The sequence below is a fragment of the Gardnerella sp. C0684A1 genome, from assembly GCF_055326835.1.
The window spans coordinates 61,959-82,025 of the sequence record NZ_JBLTSX010000005.1 but is presented as its reverse complement, the minus strand read 5'-3'; the positions used below and the strand labels follow the sequence as shown (position 1 = coordinate 82,025).

Genomic DNA, 20,067 nt, shown 5'->3' with positions numbered 1-20,067 from the left:
AAATACTTAATTCAAATACTTAATCTTTACACAACGGTATTGCAAAACTTACTGTAGTTCCATTACCAGGTCTACTCCACAATGTAATGCTTCCATGATGAGCTAACGCAACATGCTTAGCAATTGCCAAACCCAATCCCACGCCATTGTCGCTACGATTATTTTGATTATCAGAACGATAGAATCTTTCAAAAACTCGAGGCTGATCTTCTATAGCAATACCAACACCTCTATCTACTACTCTTATAACTGCATACAAGCAATCGGCTGATTCCGAAGCAGAAATCGAAACAACACTATCGGGACGTGAATAAACTAAAGCATTTTCAACAAGTTTTCTCACAGCTGCGCATATCTGTTCTGCAGAGCCACGTACTCGCAAAGAAGAATCAACTTTCATATTTATTCTCACAGAGCAGGAAACAGCCAAGTCAGCAACTTGTTCCTTTACTTTAAGCAACTCATCGGAAACACAAACTACGTCAGCACGATCCTCATCTATAGGATCTTGTGCACGCATCAAAAGCAGTAGATCTTCCAGCATATGCTCGAGACGCTCGGAAGATTTACCAGTAACTTTAGCAACTTCCTTAACTTTTTCTTCTGTAACGTGTTCGTTCTGCAAAACTTTCGTAAGATTGCAAATAGTGCGTGTGGAACTCATAAGCTGCTCAGAAACGTTAGTAATAAAATCATCGCGCGTTTGCGCAAAACGTTGTGCTGCACTTGTATCTTCAAGAATCACAACAACTATTCCACTGCCAACACAACCAACAGTAACAGTAAGCCAATTCGGTCTAGTAACCGTAGAAGTTTTCGAATCATCTAAAACGTACGAAGAGCTTTTTAAATCTTCTGAAGAAACAGGAAAATCTTCTTTAACCGTAATATATCTCGTTGGAGTAGAAGTAATAAGCGAAAAACGTTCACTTCCACCTTTTTCACGCACGAAACGTATAGCTTCAAGAACACGAGGCTGCACAATAGCATCATCAAGTACAACACCAAAAGTATAAGCTTCGGAACTTGCACGAATAACCTCGTCATCAGAATCAACAACAATCGTTGCAGAACGTAACATAGCAAGAACAGATTGAGCATCAGAACTCAAGTCTTCTGCAACACTGTCATCATCCAACAATTTATTTCGCTTAGTAAACGAAAAACCTAGTAAATTACTAAACTTTGCGAGATTTTCAGCGAACTTAGAAAATTTGCGAAAAATCCAGCGAAAAATACAAGCAATATAATCAGACATCAAAACAAAAAGCCCAATAAGCACACACAAAGCCAGAGCAGCAAACGCTACAAAAACTAATGCGGAAGAATCAATAGGCATAATATAATATTCTCATATTTCTGTTCATATTGCTATTCTTGCCATCGCTTAAATAAACGCGCAAAAAATAAGTAAGCAGATAGATAATAACTCATCTAATAACTCATCTAACAGCACGGCATAGTTTATAATATATGTGGGTATTTAACGATATCCGCAAAATTTCGCCGAACATTTGCCAAAGTAGCGCAAATCGAAGAAAGGACTAACCATGCGAGTGATTTTCAACGAAGAAATGAAGGCCGTAGCTACAAACCTCGAACGCATGGCACAACTTGTAGCAAAATCTATGAACGATGCCGGCGACGCGTTAGTAAACGCCGATTTGGACGCTGCTCAAACTGTTATAGACGGTGATGCGAATTTAGACGCTTTAGAAGCAAGCACTATCGATCAATGCTTGACGCTACTCGCTCGTCAAAATCCTGTAGCAACGGATTTGAGAGAAGTCGTAGCCACTATGCGCTTAGCCGCAACTTTCGAACGTATGGGAGACTTAACAAGTCACGTAGCACAAATTGCAAGACGTACGTGGCCAGATTCTGCAATACCGCAAGAAGCACGTGAAACTATTGTGGAAATGATCAACTTCTTACACGTACTTTCAGAGCGACTAACCAGCATGGTTGTGAATCGCGACGTGCAAATGGCGGAAACTATTATTGCTGGAGATGACGCGCTTGATAAACTGCACGAAAAAATTTTTGAACTAGTAGAAGGCGAAAATTGGGAAGGTACGCGCAGGCAGCTAATCGACGTGATTCTGCTTAGTCGTTTTATTGAGCGAATTGGAGACCATTGCGTTGCCGTTTCAAGACAAATTGTGTTTATAGTTTCGGGATTCGATCCATCAAAGAAGCCAGAACCAGATAAAGATACGGTTGTGGCTTAATGCACTTAATACGACAGTGCCGGTAGCGCGCTGTGCAGTTTTAAGCTCAGTTAAAGCGCGCATGAAGATAAAAAAGTAGGCCTGCAAATCAATTGCAGACCTACTTTTATTTTTAAAACCAAATTAAGCTAACCAAAGCCAGCTAATCAGTCTCACTTCTGACCCTGAGCAGCAACAGCGGCAGCGCCGGCAGCAGCAGCTTCTGGATCCAAATACTCACCGCGAGGCTTGATTGGCTTGAAGTTCTCATCCAACTCGTAAAGCAGAGGAATAGCAGTTGGAATATTCACCTTGGAAATCTCTTCCTCGCTCAAGTTGTCAAGCATCTTAACGATTGCGCGCAAGCTGTTGCCGTGAGCCGCAATCATCACAGTCTTGCCGGACTTAAGCTCTGGAATAATATCCGATTCCCAGTAAGGAGTTACACGAGTCACAACGTTTGCCAAAGCCTCAGTTTCTGGAACTGGATCGCCTGCGTAACGAGGATCATTCGTCTGAGAATACTCATCGTTTGGATCAATCTCAGGAGGTGGAGTTGCGTAAGAACGACGCCAAATCATGAACTTCTCATCGCCATATTCCTGACGAATCTCAGACTTGTTCTTGCCTTGCAAAGCACCATAATGACGCTCGTTCAAACGCCAGCTACGACGAACTGGAATCCAAAGGCGATCGGCGGCATCAAGCGCGTAATTCGCGGTGTTGATAGCGCGACGAAGCAAAGAAGTGAACACGATGTCTGGAAGAACGTTCTTCTCTTTAAGAAGCTCGCCACCATGCTTAGCTTCCTCGACACCCTGCTCAGTCAGCGGTACATCAACCCAACCAGTGAACTGATTGGTCTTATTCCATGCGCTCTGACCATGTCGGAGCAATACTAATTTGTATGTCATAATTACCCAGTCTATTAACGCCTTACGACGACAGGCTCAAACCCTCCAAACACGAGACAATACTCTCGCAAATGGAGCGTATTACGGAAACAAACCCTCCAAACACGAGACAACTCTCTCACGTTTGGAGCAAAACACAGACAATAACCCTCCAAACACGAGACAACTCTCTCACGTTTGGAGCAAAACACAGACAATAACCCTCCAAACACGAGACAGTTCTCTCACAAATGGAGCGTATTACGGAAACAAACCCTCCAAACACGAGACAACTCTCTCACGTTTGGAGCAGTAAACAACCGAATCAGCTCCAAAAGCGAGATGATGCTCTCACGTTTGGAGTGCTGCGCAACAAACTCATCACATACAAAAAGCCGCTGAATGTTTAAATAACATCCAACGGCTTTATCTACTAAAAATTATCAACTAGCGAAGAGGCTTCACGAGTGGGAAGGTAATCGTCTCGCGAATGGTTGCGCCCGTAAGAGCGATCAGCAAGCGATCAATACCCATTCCCATGCCGCCAGCAGGAGGCATACCGACGCCGAGAGCCTCAATGAAGTCCTCGTCAATATCCATTGCCTCAACGTCTCCAGCCAAAGCATCCTTAGCCTGAGCCACAAAGCGCTCGCGCTGCACAACAGGATCGTTAAGCTCAGAGTAGCCGGTTGCAAGCTCAAAGCCGCGCACGTACAAATCCCACTTCTCAACCATTCCAGGCTTAGTGCGGTGACCCTTAACAAGCGGACTAGTCTCCACTGGGAAGTCGCGCACAAACGTTGGCTCGTAAAGCTTATCCTCGTAGAAGTGCTCCCACAAGTGCTCAACCAACTTGCCGTGATTCTCCACGTCGTCGCGCTCAACGCCAAGCTTGTCTGCAATCGCGCCCAAATGCTCAACGGAAGTTTCTGGAGTAATCTCCTCACCCAAAGCCTCAGAAAGCGAGCCGTACATGGTAATCTGCTTCCATTCGCCGCCAAAATCGTACTCTTCGCCGTTGAGCAAAGTCACCTTGGTAGAGCCGAAAGCGTCGATAGCAGCCTTCTGAATCAGCTCCTTAGTAAGAGCGCCAATCGTATCGTAAGTGCCGTAAGCCTGGTAAGCTTCGAGCATTGTAAACTCTGGAGCGTGAGTTGCGTCCACGCCTTCGTTTCTAAAATCGCGGTTGATTTCAAATACGCGATCGATGCCACCAACCAAGCAACGCTTCAAGAAAAGCTCCGGAGCGATGCGCAAATAAAGATCAATGTCAAAAGCGTTCATGTGAGTTGTGAACGGACGAGCTGCAGCACCGCCGTGAACCGTTTGCAACATTGGGGTTTCAACTTCCAAGAAGTCGTGGCTGCCAAATGTGCGACGAAGAGAAGCCACTGCGTGAGAACGCCTGCGAACCATATCGCGAATCTTCTCGTCCGCAATCATGCCAATATAAGGTTTGCGCGTACGAGTATCGTCGCTTAATTCCTTGTGCAAAGCTGGAAGCGGCTGCAATGCTTTAGCTGCAATCGCCCACTCGGTTGCAAATACGGAAAGCTCGCCGGTCTTGGAAGAAATCACACGACCACGAACATACAAATGGTCGCCCAAATCAACCATCTGCTTGAAATTTTTAATGGATTCTTCGCCAATTTCCTTCTTGGAAACCATCGCCTGAATCGTAGTGCCGTCACCGGCAGAAAGCTTAACGAAGCACAAGCCGCCAGCGTTACGCAAGAAAAGCACGCGACCTGCAATACCAACTTCAGTATCGGTTTCTTCGCCTGCTTCAAGTTTGCCGTCGAAATCAGCACGCACCTTCTCAATAGTATCAGTAACGTTAAGATGCACAGGGTAAGGCTGCACGCCTTCCTTAAGCATCATCGCGCGCTTAGCAACGCGCATCTGTACCTGCTCCGGATGAGCCTGCGGACCAAACTCTTTATTACTTGGGTCGATTGCCTCGTCAAGAGTTGCACCTTCGTTTACACGTTTGGCGATTGCCTCGTCTTGAGCGAGTAGCATTTCGGCATGCTCAACAGTGTCAATTTCATTGACGGTATCTGTTGCTTCGTTTTCTGCGGCATTTTGCGCGGCAGACATTGCAGTATTGGTGTCAGTCATAAACGCTAATTGTAGCCAGTAGGTAATACAGATGTAAGCGTTTTGAACACGTGTCATCGCGTTATTAGCTTGATTCGGACGACCATTTTTGCAACAAACGCGCGTTTTTCTTGAAATATTTATATTTTTCTGTTTTCGGAAGAAAAATGCATTTTTAGTAAAAATTTTTATTATTTTATTAAGATATACAAAATTATTTACGAAAAGTTATATCATTTTGCAAATATTGCGGAGTGGACACAGTCACAAAATACTACAAATAAATTTTCTATAAAATTTTTAAAAAGTTTGAGAGATTTTTAAAAAGTTTGGAGATTCGGGAGATTCGTACGATTCGGGAGATTAGTACGACTCGGAAAAATTGATTAGAGGATCTACATATAAGACCCGTTTAGAAGCGACACACATTGCTAATTTGTAGAAAGTTTACGCTAATATAACCAAGTTGTCTAAGTGTTGCGAAACGTGCGCTAAGTGCGCTTCGCGAGAAACGTGCGAAGTGCGAAACATAAATAATCGCAAGCACTGGTTCTTTATTAGCACAATCGACATCGGGCTGTAGCGCAGTTTGGTAGCGCGCTTCGTTCGGGACGAAGAGGCCGCGGGTTCAAATCCCGCCAGCCCGACTTTTGATTTTTGGCGCAATTACGCCGATTATTTCACTTATGCTACTTCTGCAAAATTTTTCGTTATAAGACTGTAAAGTTGAAGTCGATTGATTGAACGAGCGCAATAGCAAGGGGGCTTTGATGCAGAACGCGACGCAATTTTATAGCGAGCTTGACGAAATGTTTGCGAGCCACGCGAGCGCGCAAGAAATCGAAAAATACCTGCTAAATGCGCTAAACCAATCGCAAGAAGAAACACTTAAAGCATTGCAACTATCTGTTTTAAACGAGTTGATGGGATTTTATAGATCTCGAGGAGAATACGCAAAAAACAAACCAACTATCAATCACGCTCTAAATCTTGCAAACGAAATGCAACTAGCTGGCACTGAAGCCGGCACAACCACACTTATAAACGCTGCTACTAGCCTTCGCGCGGCCGGCAGCTACGATCGCGCCGAAAAAATTTACACTCAGGCTCTTAATGAATCCGCCGAAACTCTCGGCGCAAAAAATCGCAAGCTCGCCGCACTGCACAACAATCTTTCGATGCTTTACAGCGAAACCGGTCGCACGCATGATGCAATTGAGGAGCTTAACCAGGCGCTTGAGATTTTGCAGAATACAAGCACGGATCCTGAGCGCGATATTGATATTGCCGCTACGCACACAAATCTTGCGCTTGCGATGCTGCAGGAGTACCAACAAAAGTGCTCGCAGCCTAGCGAAAGCACGAACAGCAAATCTGCAACTCTTAACTCCGCTTTTAAGCACGCTTCGACCAGCGTTCGCATGTACGTCGCTGGAAATAACGAAAATCAGCCGCACTACGCTTCTGCTTTGGCAGGTTTTGCGCAGGTTCAGTGCGCACGCGGCGAGTACGCTCAGGCGGCGGAAAGTTATAGTAAGGCGCTTGATTTGATTGCAGAATGCTACGGAAAAGATAGCGAATCTTACGCGATTACGGAGGAAAATTTGCGGCAGACGCGTAAGTTAGCAGAAAAAGTTACGAAAATATCCGAAAAAGTGCCTTCAGTAAAAAATACAGAAGAAAATAGAGAACTATCTACAAAAATATCTACAAAAATTCAAGAATCAGAAAGCCAACAAACAGCAAGCCAACAAACAGAAAACCAGCACATAACAACACAAAACATAGCAAGCCAACATATAAAAAACGGCATGCAATTATCGCAATCATATTGGCAAACTTATGGAAAGCCATTACTTGATCAGCCAAAATTCGCGAAATATAAAAATCGCATTGCAGCAGGATTAGTTGGCCACGGATCGGAATGTTACGGTTTTGACGACGAGATTTCGCGCGACCACGATTTTGGACCAGGCTTCTGCTTGTGGCTCACCGACGAAGATTACGCGGAAATTGGTGCGGATTTGCAAGACGCTTACGACGCACTTCCGCGAAAATACGCCGGTTTTGAATCTCGCAACGAAACGCCGCGCGCCAAATCATGCGAAAGCAGCAAGCGAGTCGGAGTATTTCGCATAAGCGAATTTTTCGAAAATCTAACCGGCTTCCCTACTGCCCCAGGCCAAAACGAGCCGCACTTATGGCTATCACTAAGCGAGTCAACGCTTGCAGCAGCGACGAACGGCAAAATTTTCGCGGATCCTCTTGGAGAGTTCTCAAAAACGCGCCAAAGTTTCAAACTCATGCCAGACGACGTGCGAATCTCACTAATCTCCAGAAGACTCGGCATGATTTCGCAAGCAGGCCAATACAATTTCCCACGCATGATTGCGCGCAAAGACGCATCCGCAGCGTGGCTTTCTATAAACGAATTCGTGCGCGCAACCGCTTCAATCGTGTTTCTGCTCAATAACCCAATAAGTGCAGGATATTTGCCTTACTACAAGTGGCAGTTTGCTGCGCTGCGCAAGCTAAGCAATCGCATGGCATCTAGGCTTCCGAAAGTATGCGGCAAACTTGAGTCGTTAATGCGACTTTCTTCCGCTGCATGCTTTGGCGGCGACGGTTCCGGTGGAGACGGATTTGGCGAAGGCGGAAAAGGAGCTGGACTTGCACAAAAGCAAGTTACGCAAATAATTGACAGTATTTGCGAAGATATTGTGCGAGAGTTGCAATATCAAGGTTTAAGCGATTGTGGAGAAACCTTTTTGGAATGGCAGAGGCCGTACGTTGAAGCACATATTCACTCGCACGCAGCATGTTTGAGGAGCTTATGATGTGCGATTCATCAACAAATCTGGAAGCGCAAAATCCAAAAGCGCAAAATCTTGCGGAAGAAATCACTAAACTCGAATGGGATCAGTTCCAGCTTACGCAAAACGAAGGCGGACGCGCGAATTGCCAAGGAAACTGGCCAACTTTCCGCATTATGCGCATGAGTCAGTTTTTGGCTTGGCCGCTCGATTTGCAGAAGTCTTATAAACAGGATCTTGAGCGCGCGAATAGCGATGGCGGCAATTTGATTACGGAAAAGTATGCGCGAATGATGGAGTCGACTGTGCCGGAAATTTTTGAGCGCACGATTAAGCCTTATATTAAGCCGATTTTGGAGCCTAGAAAAAGCGCGCAGGAGCAGATTATTTTAACACAAGTTAAGTGGGCTTCAGATTTTCGCAATCGATACCCTAGCTTAGGTCTTGCGATGCGCGTGCTTAAAACTAGCGAAGATACAGCAGAAAATACGTCTTTTGAAACGTATTTGCGAGGCGAATTAAGCACGTATTCTGACGCAACTTTCGCTAAATACCAGCGTTTTGTAGATAACTTGCGCGCGGAAAATCTAAATCTTACTCATATGATTATTGCGAATACTGTGCGCATGTATGGCTACGATTCACTCGGAGCGGCCGAGCGCGCGCAACAAAGTGCTTGAGCGCTGCACGAGTGTCTCATTACGCTGATTTTCAGACACGCACGCAGAGCGCAATCTGCGCCAGTGTCCCAAAACAAGCAGAATGAGACACTCACGCAGATTAAGAATGCAGCTTAAGAATAGAGCAGCGACGCTGCAGATGCGAAGCGAGGGTCATTTTCGAGAAAAAGCGTGGAGGTATCCGAAAGACCAGCTTGTTGCAAAAACGTGCGATAAAGCATTACGTCGGGTTTGCGCAAATGCGATTCGTAAGATGCACAAACGCCGTTAAGCTCGCCGAGTATTGGGCAAGTTTTGCGAGCGCAGCAAAGCCAATCGCTAGAAGCATTACCCAACGCCCACACGCGCACGCCGCTCGCAATCAACTCGTGCGCAACAGCCGAAGTATCCGCGCGCTCGCCTGCAAAACCGCGCTCGAAACGTTCAAAATACAAGCGATACAGCCACGTAACTGCAGGCCCGTGATGCTCATCGAACGAATCTAAAACCTGACCGCAACTCCACCCAGCCTCACGCAAAGACTCGTGAAACTCAAATCCCCATTCCGGCTCGAAACTAAACAGCACTTCCCCAATAAAATCCGGGTAATCCTCAGCCAATGTGCGTCGCGCATCCCAATCAACAAGCAGATGAAGATCGAAAACAACGTCAGTGATCCCGTGCAAAACTTCTCCAGAAATACTGCAGATATTATTTATATCGTAAATACCACGTGCAGTAACTGCTTTTATTTCAGCGCTCATATCGCCCACTTGTGCATCATATTGCTCTCAAAACAACCAACCACAACACAACTCACGCAGTTGGCGGAATACCAGCGCTAATCAAATCTTCCTCAGATACACCAGAACCATACATTCCCGTTGCAAAACTCGCTTGCAAACTGTTGAGATTGTAGCCAAGCGCCTCAAGTTGGGCGCGACCGTCTTCATTAATATTTTCAACGCTCCAGCGCGGCTTCCACGTCCAGTCAATACGAAACTCTTCCACCAAGCCGGCGAGCGCATTCGCACACTCATCCTCAATCAATTCAGTTAACGGACATGCAGGCGTGGTAAGCGTCATTGTAATTATCGCGCGGCCAAGCTCATCAATTTCAATACCGTAAACTAGCCCTAAATCAACCACGTCAATACCTAATTCCGGATCCACTACGTCGTGGAGTGCGTCCTTAATATCCTCTTCGGTAACTCTACCAATGTCGTTCGCACTTAAAAGTGCAGACTGCGTCACCTCAGATGCCGATTGATTTTCTGCCATAATATTCCTTGCTTTTACGTTATATAAAGATTTTATAGTTCTTGCATAGCCTTTGCAATGCTGTCTTTTAATCCTTCCCACGCCAAAAGCGCGCACTTAATTCGCATTGGGTAACGCGATACGCCTTGCAAAACCATTGCATCTTCAAGCGCATCTTCGTCTTCTTCGTTTTCAAAACCTGCGCCGCGAGATTCCATAAGTTTGTGGAAAAGCGCGTCTAATCGCAAGGCTTCGTCAACCGACTTTCCTTCAACTAAATCAACCATCATTGAAAGGCTTGCTTGCGAAATAGAGCAGCCGTGACCATCCCACTTAATACTTGATACTATTGGGGTTTCGTCATTATTTTCGCCACGTGAAAGCTCCACGCGCATTGTAACTTCGTCGCCGCAAGTTGGATTGAATTGGTGAGATTGACCTAAAGCAGAGTTTTCGTTAGACGCAACAGCGCAACTTTCGTGAGCATTATTTAAGGTGATTTCTGCAGATTCTGTATTTTTTGCAGATTTTGTATTTTCGGAAGATTCTTGAGATTCTGCAGATTCTTGAGTTTCTTCCTGCAGTTCCGCTTGTGCGAGCGCGTCCGTACTTTCGAAATGAGTTTTGCCATGCGGATTTCGTGCAGCATCCAAAATCACTTCTTGATACATGCTTTCTAATCCGTCGCCTGCATCTGCACCAAAACCTGCACTTGCACCTGCGCCAAAACTCATATCAAACATACGCTCTCCTTACCTACTCGCTAACTATCCAACTCGCTTAGTTAACTCTCCAACTCGCTCGCTAACAATATTATGCGCCAAAGTAGTCGCGAACGTGTGAGACTGCTTCAACAAGTGCGCGAGCCTCGTCAACTGTATTGTAAACTCCAACAGAAGCGCGGTTCGAAGCGTACACGCCAAAATGACGGTGAATCGGCTGAGCACAATGGTGCCCGACTCGAATCGCAATGCCCTGCGCGTCCAAAAACTGTCCAACGTCGTGCGGATGCACGCCCTCAACTTCAAAAGCAACTGTGCCAATTCGCTGGCTCAAATCAGTCGGCCCCAAAATGCGCACGCCTGGAACATCCTGTAATTTTAGCAATTCTGCAGCAATTTCCTGCTCATGCTCTGCAACTCGGTTCATACCCACCGCGCGCAACCAATCAGCTGCAACTCCAGCCGCAACCATTTGCGCAACCGGTTGAGTTCCAGCTTCAAAACGATAAGGCGCATCCATGTATTGCGCCGGCTTGTTAAGCCATGCAAGCTCTACCATTGAACCGCCAAAATTAGCCGGCGGAAGCGCGTTCAAAAGCTCGCGGCGACCATACAAGAATCCAACTCCTGTAGGCCCATACATTTTATGCGCACTAAATGCTGCAAAATCAACGTTTAACGCGTGGAAATCAACCGGAATATGCGGAACTGACTGGCATGCGTCAAGCACAAAAATCGCCCCGACTTCATGAGCGCGCTTGCAAATCGACGAAACATCGGTAATAGCGCCAGTAACGTTACTAATATGCGTAACTGCAACGATTTTCGTGCGCTCGTCAATAATCGTTCGTAAATATTCTGCATCCGTGCGCACGCGTCCGTCTTCTGTTACATCAATCCAACGAAGCTCAGCCCCCGTGCGAAGAGCCAGCTCTTGGAATGGAAGCAAAACAGAATGGTGATCCGCGCGAGATACGACTATTACGTCGCCTTCTCGAAGAGCGAAATTTTTGCGGAAATCGGCAGAATCACTACTGTCTTTTTTGCAGATTCTTGCCTTAGAACTAGCGTTACCAATAGCAGTTGCGAGAAGATTAAGCGCGCCTGTAGCTCCCGGAGTAACAACAATTTCCTCGCTGCCAGCATCTGCACACGCTCCAACAAGACGCGCAACTTTCGCACGCGCTTGTTCAAACGCAACCGTCGAAAGTGCAGCCAACTCGTGCGCTCCCCTATGCACACCAGCGTTAATTGTTTCGTAAAACTCTTTTTCGGCATCGATTACAACCTGCGGCTTTTGTGAAGTTGCTGCAGAATCCAAGTAAATCAAGGGTTTTCCGTGCACAGTATCGTGAAGCGAAGTGCCGTGAACCGTTCGACTTAAAATCGGAAACTGCGAGCGCAAATCGCTAAATTCTCGCATAATATTTTCTGTAGTCGCTGTAGTCACTGTAGTCATATTAAACCGCTATTTTTACGCTATTCTTACAAATATACAGATAGATTAAACTGTACTTGAACCGCGCTTAAGCCAGTGCCGACTCGGTTGCGCCTTCCGGCAAATACTTGTCGTAGCCTTCTTCTTCCAGCTCATCCGCAAGCTCCGGTCCTGCAGTCTTTACAAAGTGACCTTGCGCAAAGACGTGCACGATATCCGGCTTAATATACTTTAGGATTCGCGTGTAATGCGTGACCATCATAATGCCCAAACCGGTGTTTTCTTTGGCGCGATTCACACCTTCCGACACGATTCGAAGAGCGTCAACGTCGAGTCCGGAATCAGTTTCGTCCAAAATTGCAAACTTCGGCTTCAAAAGCTCTAATTGCAAAACTTCCGCGCGCTTCTTTTCGCCGCCAGAGAATCCTTCGTTTACAGAACGCGACGCAAATTTCGGATCCATTCGAAGCTTTTTCATAGCCTCGCTAAGTTCTTTCACCCAGCTTCTTAAAGATGGAGCTTTGCCTTCGACTTCAGTTTTTGCAGTGCGAAGGAAGTTCGTCATAGATACGCCTGGTACCTCTACCGGGTACTGCATTGCGAGGAATAATCCCGCTTTTGCGCGCTCGTCAGGAGTCATTTTCAAAATATCTTCGCCGTCGAGAAGAACTTGACCGGAATCAACTTCATACTTTGGGTGTCCTGCCAAAGTGTAGGCAAGAGTTGACTTTCCAGATCCGTTAGGACCCATGATTGCGTGAGTTTCGCCAGAATTAACTGTAAGATTTACGCCTTTTAAGATTTGCTTGCGACCTTCTTTTGTTTCTACAGAAGCGTACAAATCTTTAATTTCCAAAGTTGACATGTTTTTCTCCTATTCTTCTGTTCTTGCAAGACGGCGCTCAATAGCCTTCATTAAGTGATCAACAATTTCCGGAACGCCAATTTCTTCAATAAGCTCGTTAAAGAATCCGCGCACAACAAGCTTTCTGGCCTCAATCTCACTAATTCCGCGCGATTGCAAGTAGAAAAGCTCTTCGTCGTCAAATCTACCGACTGAACTTGCGTGACCGGCACCAATAATATTGCCGTTTTCAATTTCCAAATTCGGCTCAGAATCAGCGATTGCTCCAGGAGTGAGCACTAAATTACGATTCAACTCGTACGAATCTGTGCCAGGAGCTTCCGGCTTAATAAGCGCGTTTCCTACCCAAGTTGAATGCGCGCCCTTACCTTCCAAAGCGCCCTTGTACACTACTCTGGACTTGCATTCCGGATAATTATGCACAACCATCGTGCGATGCTCAACATGCTCGCCCGGATCCACAAAATACATGCCGAGCATGTTCAAATCACCCTGTTCGCCGCCAAAATCTTGATCCATGCGAATGCGCACAACATCTCCGCCAAGAGTGACCATTGTGTGACGAAGTGAAGCTCCCTCGCCCACGTGAATACGCTGATTTCCAACGTGTTTGCTGCCTGAATCCCACTCTTGAATAAAGGTAGTAGAAACGTGCGCATGCTTTCCGAGGATTATTTCCACACCTTCAGCAAGTTTTGCGCAACCAGTATGTTCGATAATAATATCCGCGTTCGAGCGAGAGTCTGCTTCAATTACTAAGTGCAGTGCGTCAAGCATATGCACATTATTACCTTGAATTTTCAGCACGATTGGTCTTTTGATTTCGCCAGATACGTGAAGCACGTATGCGGATTTTGCTACATTCCACGCCACTGCAGCCACGCGATCAGACGGCTTCATATCTGTATGAGGAGACTCATTTTGCGGCTTTACCTGCAAACTTACAGAACCGTCGCTTCCAACGTAAGAATCATCCAACGCAGCTCCACCAACGCCTTCAAGCGTTACTTGAATACTATTAGACGGTTCAAAACACTCGAAAAACTCGGAAATTCGCTCAACTGGAGTGTATCGCCAATCTTCCTGCTTACGCGTAGGAATCGCAAAATCTTCCACGTTGAACGAGCGCACGGATTTATCGGCGCTAGAAGGCATTGCGGCAGGAACCGCGTAAGGATCATTAGGGTCAGCTACAGGAATAGTAATTTCTTTTTCCGTCATTTTATTGCCTAAATTCTCTTTTAAATCTTCGCTCATCAGCCCACGGATCCTTCCATTTGCAACTCAACTAAGCGATTAAGCTCAAGCGCGTACTCCATTGGCAACTCACGACTAATCGGCTCTACGAAGCCGCGAACAATCATGCCCATAGCCTCTTTTTCTTCAAGCCCACGGCTCATCAAATAGAAAAGCTGATCTTCGGAAACCTTGGAAACAGTGGCCTCGTGAGCCATCGAAACGTCGTCTTCACGCACATCAACATGCGGATAAGTATCAGACCTGGAAAAATCGTCAACAAGCAAAGCATCGCACACAACAGACGAACTCGAGCCTTTAGCACCTTTAATAATCTTCACAAGACCACGGTAAGCAGAACGCCCACCGCCGCGCGAAATTGACTTAGCAACAATCGTGGAACTCGTATGCGGAGCCAAATGAATCATCTTCGCACCCGTATCTTGATACTGACCGCGGCCAGCAAAGCTCAAAGACATAGTCTCCGCTTTTGCGTACGGCTCGGCAAGAATACAAGCAGGATACTTCATAGTAGCTTTGGAGCCAATATTGCCGTCAACCCACTCCATTGTGCCACCTTCGCGCACGTAAGCTCGCTGAGTTACCAAGTTATACACGTTATTTGACCAGTTTTGAACGGTTGTGTATCGCACGCGCGCATGTTTTTCCACAACAATTTCAACGTTTGCAGCGTGAAGTGAATCCGTGGAATAAATAGGAGCAGTGCAACCTTCAACATAATGCACGTAAGAGCCTTCATCTGCAATAATCAACGTGCGCTCAAACTGACCCATGTTCGGCGTATTAATTCTAAAGTAAGCCTGAAGCGGAATATCCACATGCACGCCTTTTGGAACGTAAACGAACGAACCGCCACTCCAAGCTGCTGTGTTAAGAGCCGCAAACTTGTTGTCGTCAACTGGAATAACAGTTGCAAAATACTTTTTTACAAGCTCCGGATACTTTTGCACTGCTGTATCCGTATCAACAAAAATCACGCCTTGAGCCGCTAAATCTTCACGAATCGAATTGTAGATAACTTCCGACTCGTACTGTGCTGCAACGCCTGAAACTAAGCGCTTTTTCTCAGCTTCCGGAATGCCTAAGCGATCGTAAGTTTTGCGAATATCTTCTGGCAGATCATCCCAAGTTTTCGCTTGATCGTGAACCGGACGCACATAGTATTTAAAATCGTCTGCGTCAAAACCGCTTAAATCCACACCCCAATCAGGCATTGGCTTTTGCAAAAACGCGCTATAGCCTTGCAAGCGAAGATTTAACATCCATTCCGGCTCGTGCTTGTCAGCGGAAATTGCGCGAACAACCGACTCGTCAATACCTTTTTTTGCAGCCTCGCCTGCAGCATCCGAATCGTGCCAGCCGTAATTGTAATCGCCGAATTCAGCAACAATCTGCTCGTCTTGACGTATTTTCTCTTCGTTTACTCGAGCGCGATCTGCCACATACTGGCTCATTTCAACGTCTGCAGCTTTATTTTTTGCTGAATTATTAGTATCACTTGCTGTAACGCTTGTATCGCCAGTAACACCAGCATTACTAATATTGCTAGTATCGCTCATAACGCCTCTGACACCTCCATGTATAACGAATCGTACGGCATCGTTATACGAATCAATCCGTAAAAGCTGCTCCCCCAAGCGTTACTTTCGCGTTCTATGTACTCAAATTATTTACCTATTCAAGGGTACCGCGTAATGCGATTTCTTGGTATAGCTGTGTTACGCGCAAAACGTAATATTACTCACAATCTAATAAAACAAAAAGCGGTAAAACTTAAGGATCCTAAGTTTTACCGCCTGTTTTTACATGCTTAAGACTTACTTATCTGCCTTGCTGTTTTGAGCAGCTTCTTGATGTTCCAAAGCTGCCGCAACTAATCCAGCAAATAGTGGATGAGGCTTAGTTGGACGAGACTTAAACTCTGGATGAGCTTGAGTTGCCACGTAGAATGGGTGAACGCTCTTTGGAAGCTCCACAAACTCAGTCAAATTACCATCTGGGCTTTGGCCGCTAATACGCAAGCCGGCTTCACGCAAACGATCCTTATACGCCACGTTCACTTCGTAACGATGACGGTGACGCTCGGTAACGTGCGTAGTGCCGTAAAGCTCAGCAACAATTGAGCCTTCTTCAAGAGTTGCAGGATAAGAGCCGAGTCGCATTGTGTGACCCATATCTCCCTTACCGGCCACAATATCCTTCTGCTCTTCCATAGTCGCGATTACTGGATCGCCACAATCCTTTTCAAACTCTGTGGAATTTGCATCTTCAAGTCCAAGTACGTGACGAGCGTATTCAATAACCACGGACTGCAAACCAAGGCACAAGCCCAAAGTTGGCAAACCGTGCTCGCGAGCGTAACGCAAAGCGCCGATCTTACCTTCAATACCGCGAATGCCGAAGCCGCCTGGAATAACCATTCCGTCCATTTGATCAAGAGCCGCGGCCGCACCTTCTTGAGTTTCGCACTTGTCAGCAGCAACCCAGCGCACGTTCACCTTAGCCCAGTTTGCAAAACCGCCAGCCTTAATAGCCTCGGTAACGGAAAGGTACGCATCAGGCAAATCAATATACTTTCCAACGATTGCAATGTTTAGCTCATGCTTTGGATGATGCACGCGCTCAAGCAAATCTTCCCACTCGTTCCAATCAACATCGTGGAATGGAAGCTCAAGCTCACGCACAACGTAAGCATCCAAGCCCTCGTTGAACAAAATCTTCGGCACATCGTAAATGCTTGGAGCGTCAACGCAATTCACAACGCCTTCAGCATCAACATCGCACATAAGCGAAATCTTATCTTTAATTCCTTGATTAAGCGGACGATCCGAACGCAAAACAAGCGCGTCTGGAGAAATGCCAAGCTGACGAAGCATCATCACAGAATGTTGAGTTGGCTTAGTTTTCAATTCGTGAGCTGCAGCAATATAAGGTACCAAAGAAACGTGCACAAACATGCAGTTTTCAGGACCTAAATCGCGACGAACTTCGCGAGCAGCCTCCAAAAATGGCTGGGATTCAATATCGCCAACAGTTCCGCCGATTTCCGTAATAATCACGTCAACATCGTCGGAAGCTTGTGCGCGCATACGCGACTTAATTTCGCCAGTAATATGCGGAATAACCTGCACGCACTGACCCAAATATTCGCCAGCACGCTCCTTACGAAGCACAGACTGATAAATCTGACCTGTAGTTACATTCGCTTTCTGGCTTAAGAAAACATCTAGGAATCGCTCGTAATGACCAATATCGAGATCTGTTTCTGCTCCATCTTCCGTAACATAGACCTCACCATGCTGGAATGGGTTCATTGTACCCGGGTCAACGTTGATATAAGGATCGAGTTTTTGTTGTAATACATGCAATCCGCGACTGCGTAAAAGTCGGCCTAAAGATGATGCTGTAAGGCCTTTTCCGAGGGACGAAACTACGCCACCAGTGACAAAAATATGCTTTGTAATATGCTCCTGAGAGTTACCATGTTGTCTTCTAACCATGGAACTCCATAGTATCTTCGAGCCTCGACGCTGGGTGTTGATTCGCAAAAAATCGAACAAAATCAAACAAGATGCGAAACGGCTTCCAAAGCAAGCTTGTAACCGTACAATCCCATGCCTGTAATAGTGCCGGTTGCAACAGGACTAATCACGCTTATTCGACGAAAAGAGTCACGCGCAGCAGGATTAGAAATATGCACTTCCATTAACGGCACTCCAGCGTCCAAAACCATATGAGCCGCATCCGCAAGCGCATAACTGTAGTGTGTGAAAGCAGCAGGATTCATAACAACAGGCGTACATGTATCAGCTGCTTCGTGCATCCAGTGAACCATTTGTGCTTCGTCGTCGCTTTGCCGCACTTCTACTTTAAGCCCAAGTTCCGCACCCCATTTTTCGCAATACTCGCGCAAAGTTTCAAAATTTTCGCTACCGTATACGTCTGGTTGACGCACGCCTAAACGACCTAAATTCGGCCCGTTTACTACAAGCACTGTTTTTGTTTGCTGATTTTCCATTATTGCCTCTAAATATTGATTAATTTTGCTTATAAACTCGTCTAAAAGCTTCCTGGACTGCTTCAATAGGCGGATTATCGAGATGAATAGGATTTGAAATACCATTCAAAATTACAAAACGTAACATATTTCCGCGCGCTTTTTTGTCTCGATGCATGAGATTAAGAACACGCTCAAACGCACTTTCACAATCCCCACCGCCGTTCCAAGATATTGGCAATCCAAGAGATTTCAAAAGCGAACGATGGTACGTAACATCTTCAGCATCCAAATATCCCAAAATTTGCGCAAGTTCAGCCGCAAAAACCATTCCAACAGCAACCGCGTTTCCATGACGCCAACGGAAATGTTCAATCTGCTCAATCGCGTGCCCTAAAGTATGCCCGTAATTCAAAAACTCGCGCAAACCCTGCTCTTTTAAGTCATTCGAAACGTGATACGCTTTTACTCTAACTGTGCGCTCAATAAGTTCTACTAACAGATTGTGAAGCTCTTCACAATTTTCTAACAGATCTCCATTAAATTTACGCAATAATTCAGCATTATGAGCGTCACTAAGTAGTTTTAATATTTCGCAATCGCGTATAAACCCAGATTTTGCAACCTCTCCCAAGCCTTCAATCAAAATATCATTAGGAAGAGTTGCAAGCGTAGAAGTGTCAGCTAAGACTCCCGCTGGAGTGTAAAAACTACCAACCAGATTCTTGCCAGCATCAGTATTAATACCAGTTTTTCCGCCTGTAGAAGCATCAACCATAGCTAAAAGTGAAGTAGGACAATTCACATATCGAATACCGCGCATCCAAGTTGCGGCAACAAAACCAGCCGAATCTGTTGCAGCGCCGCCACCTAATCCAACAATCGCGTCGGAACGAGTAAAACCAGCTTCTGCCAAATTTGCCCATAATCCGCTTGCAACTTTAATAGTTTTTCCAGCTTCCGCGTCTGGAATTATCATGTCGAAAACTTCGTATCCAGATTGACGCAGAATAGTTCTAGCTTTATCACTGTGTCTCTGCACTGGTTGAGTATGAACTAACGCCACTCTAACAGGCTTTTCACCCAGAATTTGCGGCAAAAGCTGCATAACTCCGTCGCCAATTCGCACATCATACGGCTCTATACCTTCTCCTGTAACATGCACAATATGTTGCATAATCATGCTCCTAACTTTTTCAGCAGCCATATGCGGAGTTGCACCATGAACTCGAACGTAACTATTGGCTAATAATCTAAATATTGGATCTCTTTGCTCATACAATTTATTCCAACATTCGGCACCATTTTTGCCCTGTAACATTGGTCTATTATTGTTCCAAGATATACGTTCTATTGCTTCTGCTTCAGAAACTTGCAGGTAAATTATGCAGCCGCCACGCTTAGCGTAATTTTGTAAAACTTTCTTTGTGATTTCGTTTATTGGAGCACCGCCTCCCAAAGAAAGTATTCCACCTTTTACATCAAAATTTTGAATATTTTCGTCACTTTTCTCAAAACTAAATTCCGTTCCACGCAACGCGTCAACAAAACTCTCGCCTTCTACAAGCGCGCGCACAATTCTAGCTTCAATATCTCTAAATGCTTTTTGGCCTCGATTATTGAAATAGTTTGAAATAGACGTACCAATAGTCTGTTCAATAATTTCGTCACTATCAGCGAAAGGAACTTGCATAATTTTTGCAGTTTCACTACCTACGCGAGTTTTACCAGCAGCAGGCATGCCAATAATTACAGCTATAGGACCAGATTTAGCGATACTACATTCCGAAATATCACATTCCGAAATACTATCTTCTTCACCGCTATCGTCAGAGAATTTTGTGAAATTATCG

Annotated in this window: 16 protein-coding genes and 1 tRNA gene; 4 read left to right on the top strand and 13 right to left on the bottom strand. The window is 45.6% G+C overall.

What is annotated here, in order from left to right:
- Window positions 1-19 precede the first annotated feature (19 nt).
- Window positions 20-1,339, bottom strand: a complete 1,320-nt coding sequence (locus tag ACNEUN_RS05530) for a sensor histidine kinase (protein WP_463631384.1) — start codon at window positions 1,337-1,339, stop codon at window positions 20-22.
- A gap of 211 nt (window positions 1,340-1,550) precedes the next feature.
- On the opposite strand from ACNEUN_RS05530, the gene phoU reads away from it, so the two are divergent.
- Window positions 1,551-2,231, top strand: a complete 681-nt coding sequence (phoU, locus tag ACNEUN_RS05525; RefSeq protein WP_427877371.1) for a phosphate signaling complex protein PhoU — start codon at window positions 1,551-1,553, stop codon at window positions 2,229-2,231.
- 152 nt (window positions 2,232-2,383) lie between these two features.
- On the opposite strand, the gene ACNEUN_RS05520 is transcribed toward phoU, so the two are convergent.
- Together ACNEUN_RS05520 and lysS are read right to left on the bottom strand one after the other, a co-directional pair.
- A complete protein-coding gene (locus ACNEUN_RS05520; RefSeq protein ID WP_004112459.1) occupies window positions 2,384-3,124 on the bottom strand; it encodes a phosphoglyceromutase in 741 nt (246 codons plus the stop codon).
- Between the two features lie 426 nt (window positions 3,125-3,550).
- Window positions 3,551-5,224, bottom strand: coding sequence for a lysine--tRNA ligase (gene lysS, locus ACNEUN_RS05515; RefSeq protein WP_463631382.1), 1,674 nt, complete (start codon window positions 5,222-5,224; stop codon window positions 3,551-3,553).
- 552 nt (window positions 5,225-5,776) lie between these two features.
- On the opposite strand from lysS, the gene ACNEUN_RS05510 reads away from it, so the two are divergent.
- From ACNEUN_RS05510 to ACNEUN_RS05500, 3 genes are all read left to right on the top strand, one after another.
- Window positions 5,777-5,850 (top strand) — tRNA-Pro (locus ACNEUN_RS05510).
- Between the two features lie 123 nt (window positions 5,851-5,973).
- Window positions 5,974-8,040, top strand: coding sequence for a DUF4037 domain-containing protein (locus ACNEUN_RS05505; protein WP_463631380.1), 2,067 nt, complete (start codon window positions 5,974-5,976; stop codon window positions 8,038-8,040).
- Window positions 8,037-8,696, top strand: a complete 660-nt coding sequence (locus ACNEUN_RS05500) for a DUF4125 family protein (protein ID WP_463631378.1) — start codon at window positions 8,037-8,039, stop codon at window positions 8,694-8,696. The genes ACNEUN_RS05505 and ACNEUN_RS05500 overlap by 4 nt, the downstream gene beginning before the upstream one ends.
- A gap of 113 nt (window positions 8,697-8,809) precedes the next feature.
- Here ACNEUN_RS05500 and ACNEUN_RS05495 read toward each other — a convergent pair whose 3' ends face one another.
- The 10 genes from ACNEUN_RS05495 to ACNEUN_RS05450 form a co-directional block, all read right to left on the bottom strand.
- Complete coding sequence (locus ACNEUN_RS05495) at window positions 8,810-9,439, bottom strand: HAD family hydrolase (RefSeq protein ID WP_463631377.1); 630 nt, start codon at window positions 9,437-9,439, stop codon at window positions 8,810-8,812.
- Window positions 9,440-9,491: 52 nt separating this feature from the next.
- Window positions 9,492-9,956 carry a metal-sulfur cluster assembly factor gene (locus ACNEUN_RS05490; protein WP_463631375.1) on the bottom strand — a complete coding sequence of 155 codons (465 nt, stop codon included), beginning with the start codon at window positions 9,954-9,956 and terminating at the stop codon, window positions 9,492-9,494.
- A gap of 32 nt (window positions 9,957-9,988) precedes the next feature.
- The gene (gene sufU / locus ACNEUN_RS05485; protein WP_463631374.1) at window positions 9,989-10,678 is read right to left on the bottom strand and encodes a Fe-S cluster assembly sulfur transfer protein SufU; all 690 of its coding nucleotides are present in this window, start codon (window positions 10,676-10,678) and stop codon (window positions 9,989-9,991) included.
- 70 nt (window positions 10,679-10,748) lie between these two features.
- Window positions 10,749-12,080: a SufS family cysteine desulfurase gene (locus ACNEUN_RS05480; RefSeq protein ID WP_463631459.1), complete on the bottom strand. Its 1,332-nt coding sequence runs from the start codon at window positions 12,078-12,080 to the stop codon at window positions 10,749-10,751.
- A gap of 103 nt (window positions 12,081-12,183) precedes the next feature.
- A complete protein-coding gene (gene sufC / locus ACNEUN_RS05475; RefSeq protein ID WP_004110671.1) occupies window positions 12,184-12,960 on the bottom strand; it encodes a Fe-S cluster assembly ATPase SufC in 777 nt (258 codons plus the stop codon).
- A 9-nt stretch (window positions 12,961-12,969) separates the two neighbouring features.
- Window positions 12,970-14,217 (bottom strand): Fe-S cluster assembly protein SufD, encoded by a 1,248-nt coding sequence (gene sufD, locus ACNEUN_RS05470; protein ID WP_463631371.1) that lies wholly within the window; start codon window positions 14,215-14,217, stop codon window positions 12,970-12,972.
- Window positions 14,217-15,671: a Fe-S cluster assembly protein SufB gene (sufB, locus tag ACNEUN_RS05465; RefSeq protein WP_463631457.1), complete on the bottom strand. Its 1,455-nt coding sequence runs from the start codon at window positions 15,669-15,671 to the stop codon at window positions 14,217-14,219. The genes sufD and sufB overlap by 1 nt, the downstream gene beginning before the upstream one ends.
- 363 nt (window positions 15,672-16,034) lie before the next feature.
- The gene (locus ACNEUN_RS05460; protein WP_427877389.1) at window positions 16,035-17,717 is read right to left on the bottom strand and encodes a CTP synthase; all 1,683 of its coding nucleotides are present in this window, start codon (window positions 17,715-17,717) and stop codon (window positions 16,035-16,037) included.
- 62 nt (window positions 17,718-17,779) lie between these two features.
- On the bottom strand, window positions 17,780-18,235 hold the full coding sequence (aroQ, locus tag ACNEUN_RS05455; protein ID WP_463631455.1) for a type II 3-dehydroquinate dehydratase: 456 nt from the start codon (window positions 18,233-18,235) through the stop codon (window positions 17,780-17,782).
- A gap of 19 nt (window positions 18,236-18,254) precedes the next feature.
- Window positions 18,255-19,955 carry a bifunctional shikimate kinase/3-dehydroquinate synthase gene (locus ACNEUN_RS05450; protein WP_463631454.1) on the bottom strand — a complete coding sequence of 567 codons (1,701 nt, stop codon included), beginning with the start codon at window positions 19,953-19,955 and terminating at the stop codon, window positions 18,255-18,257.
- Window positions 19,956-20,067 lie beyond the last annotated feature (112 nt).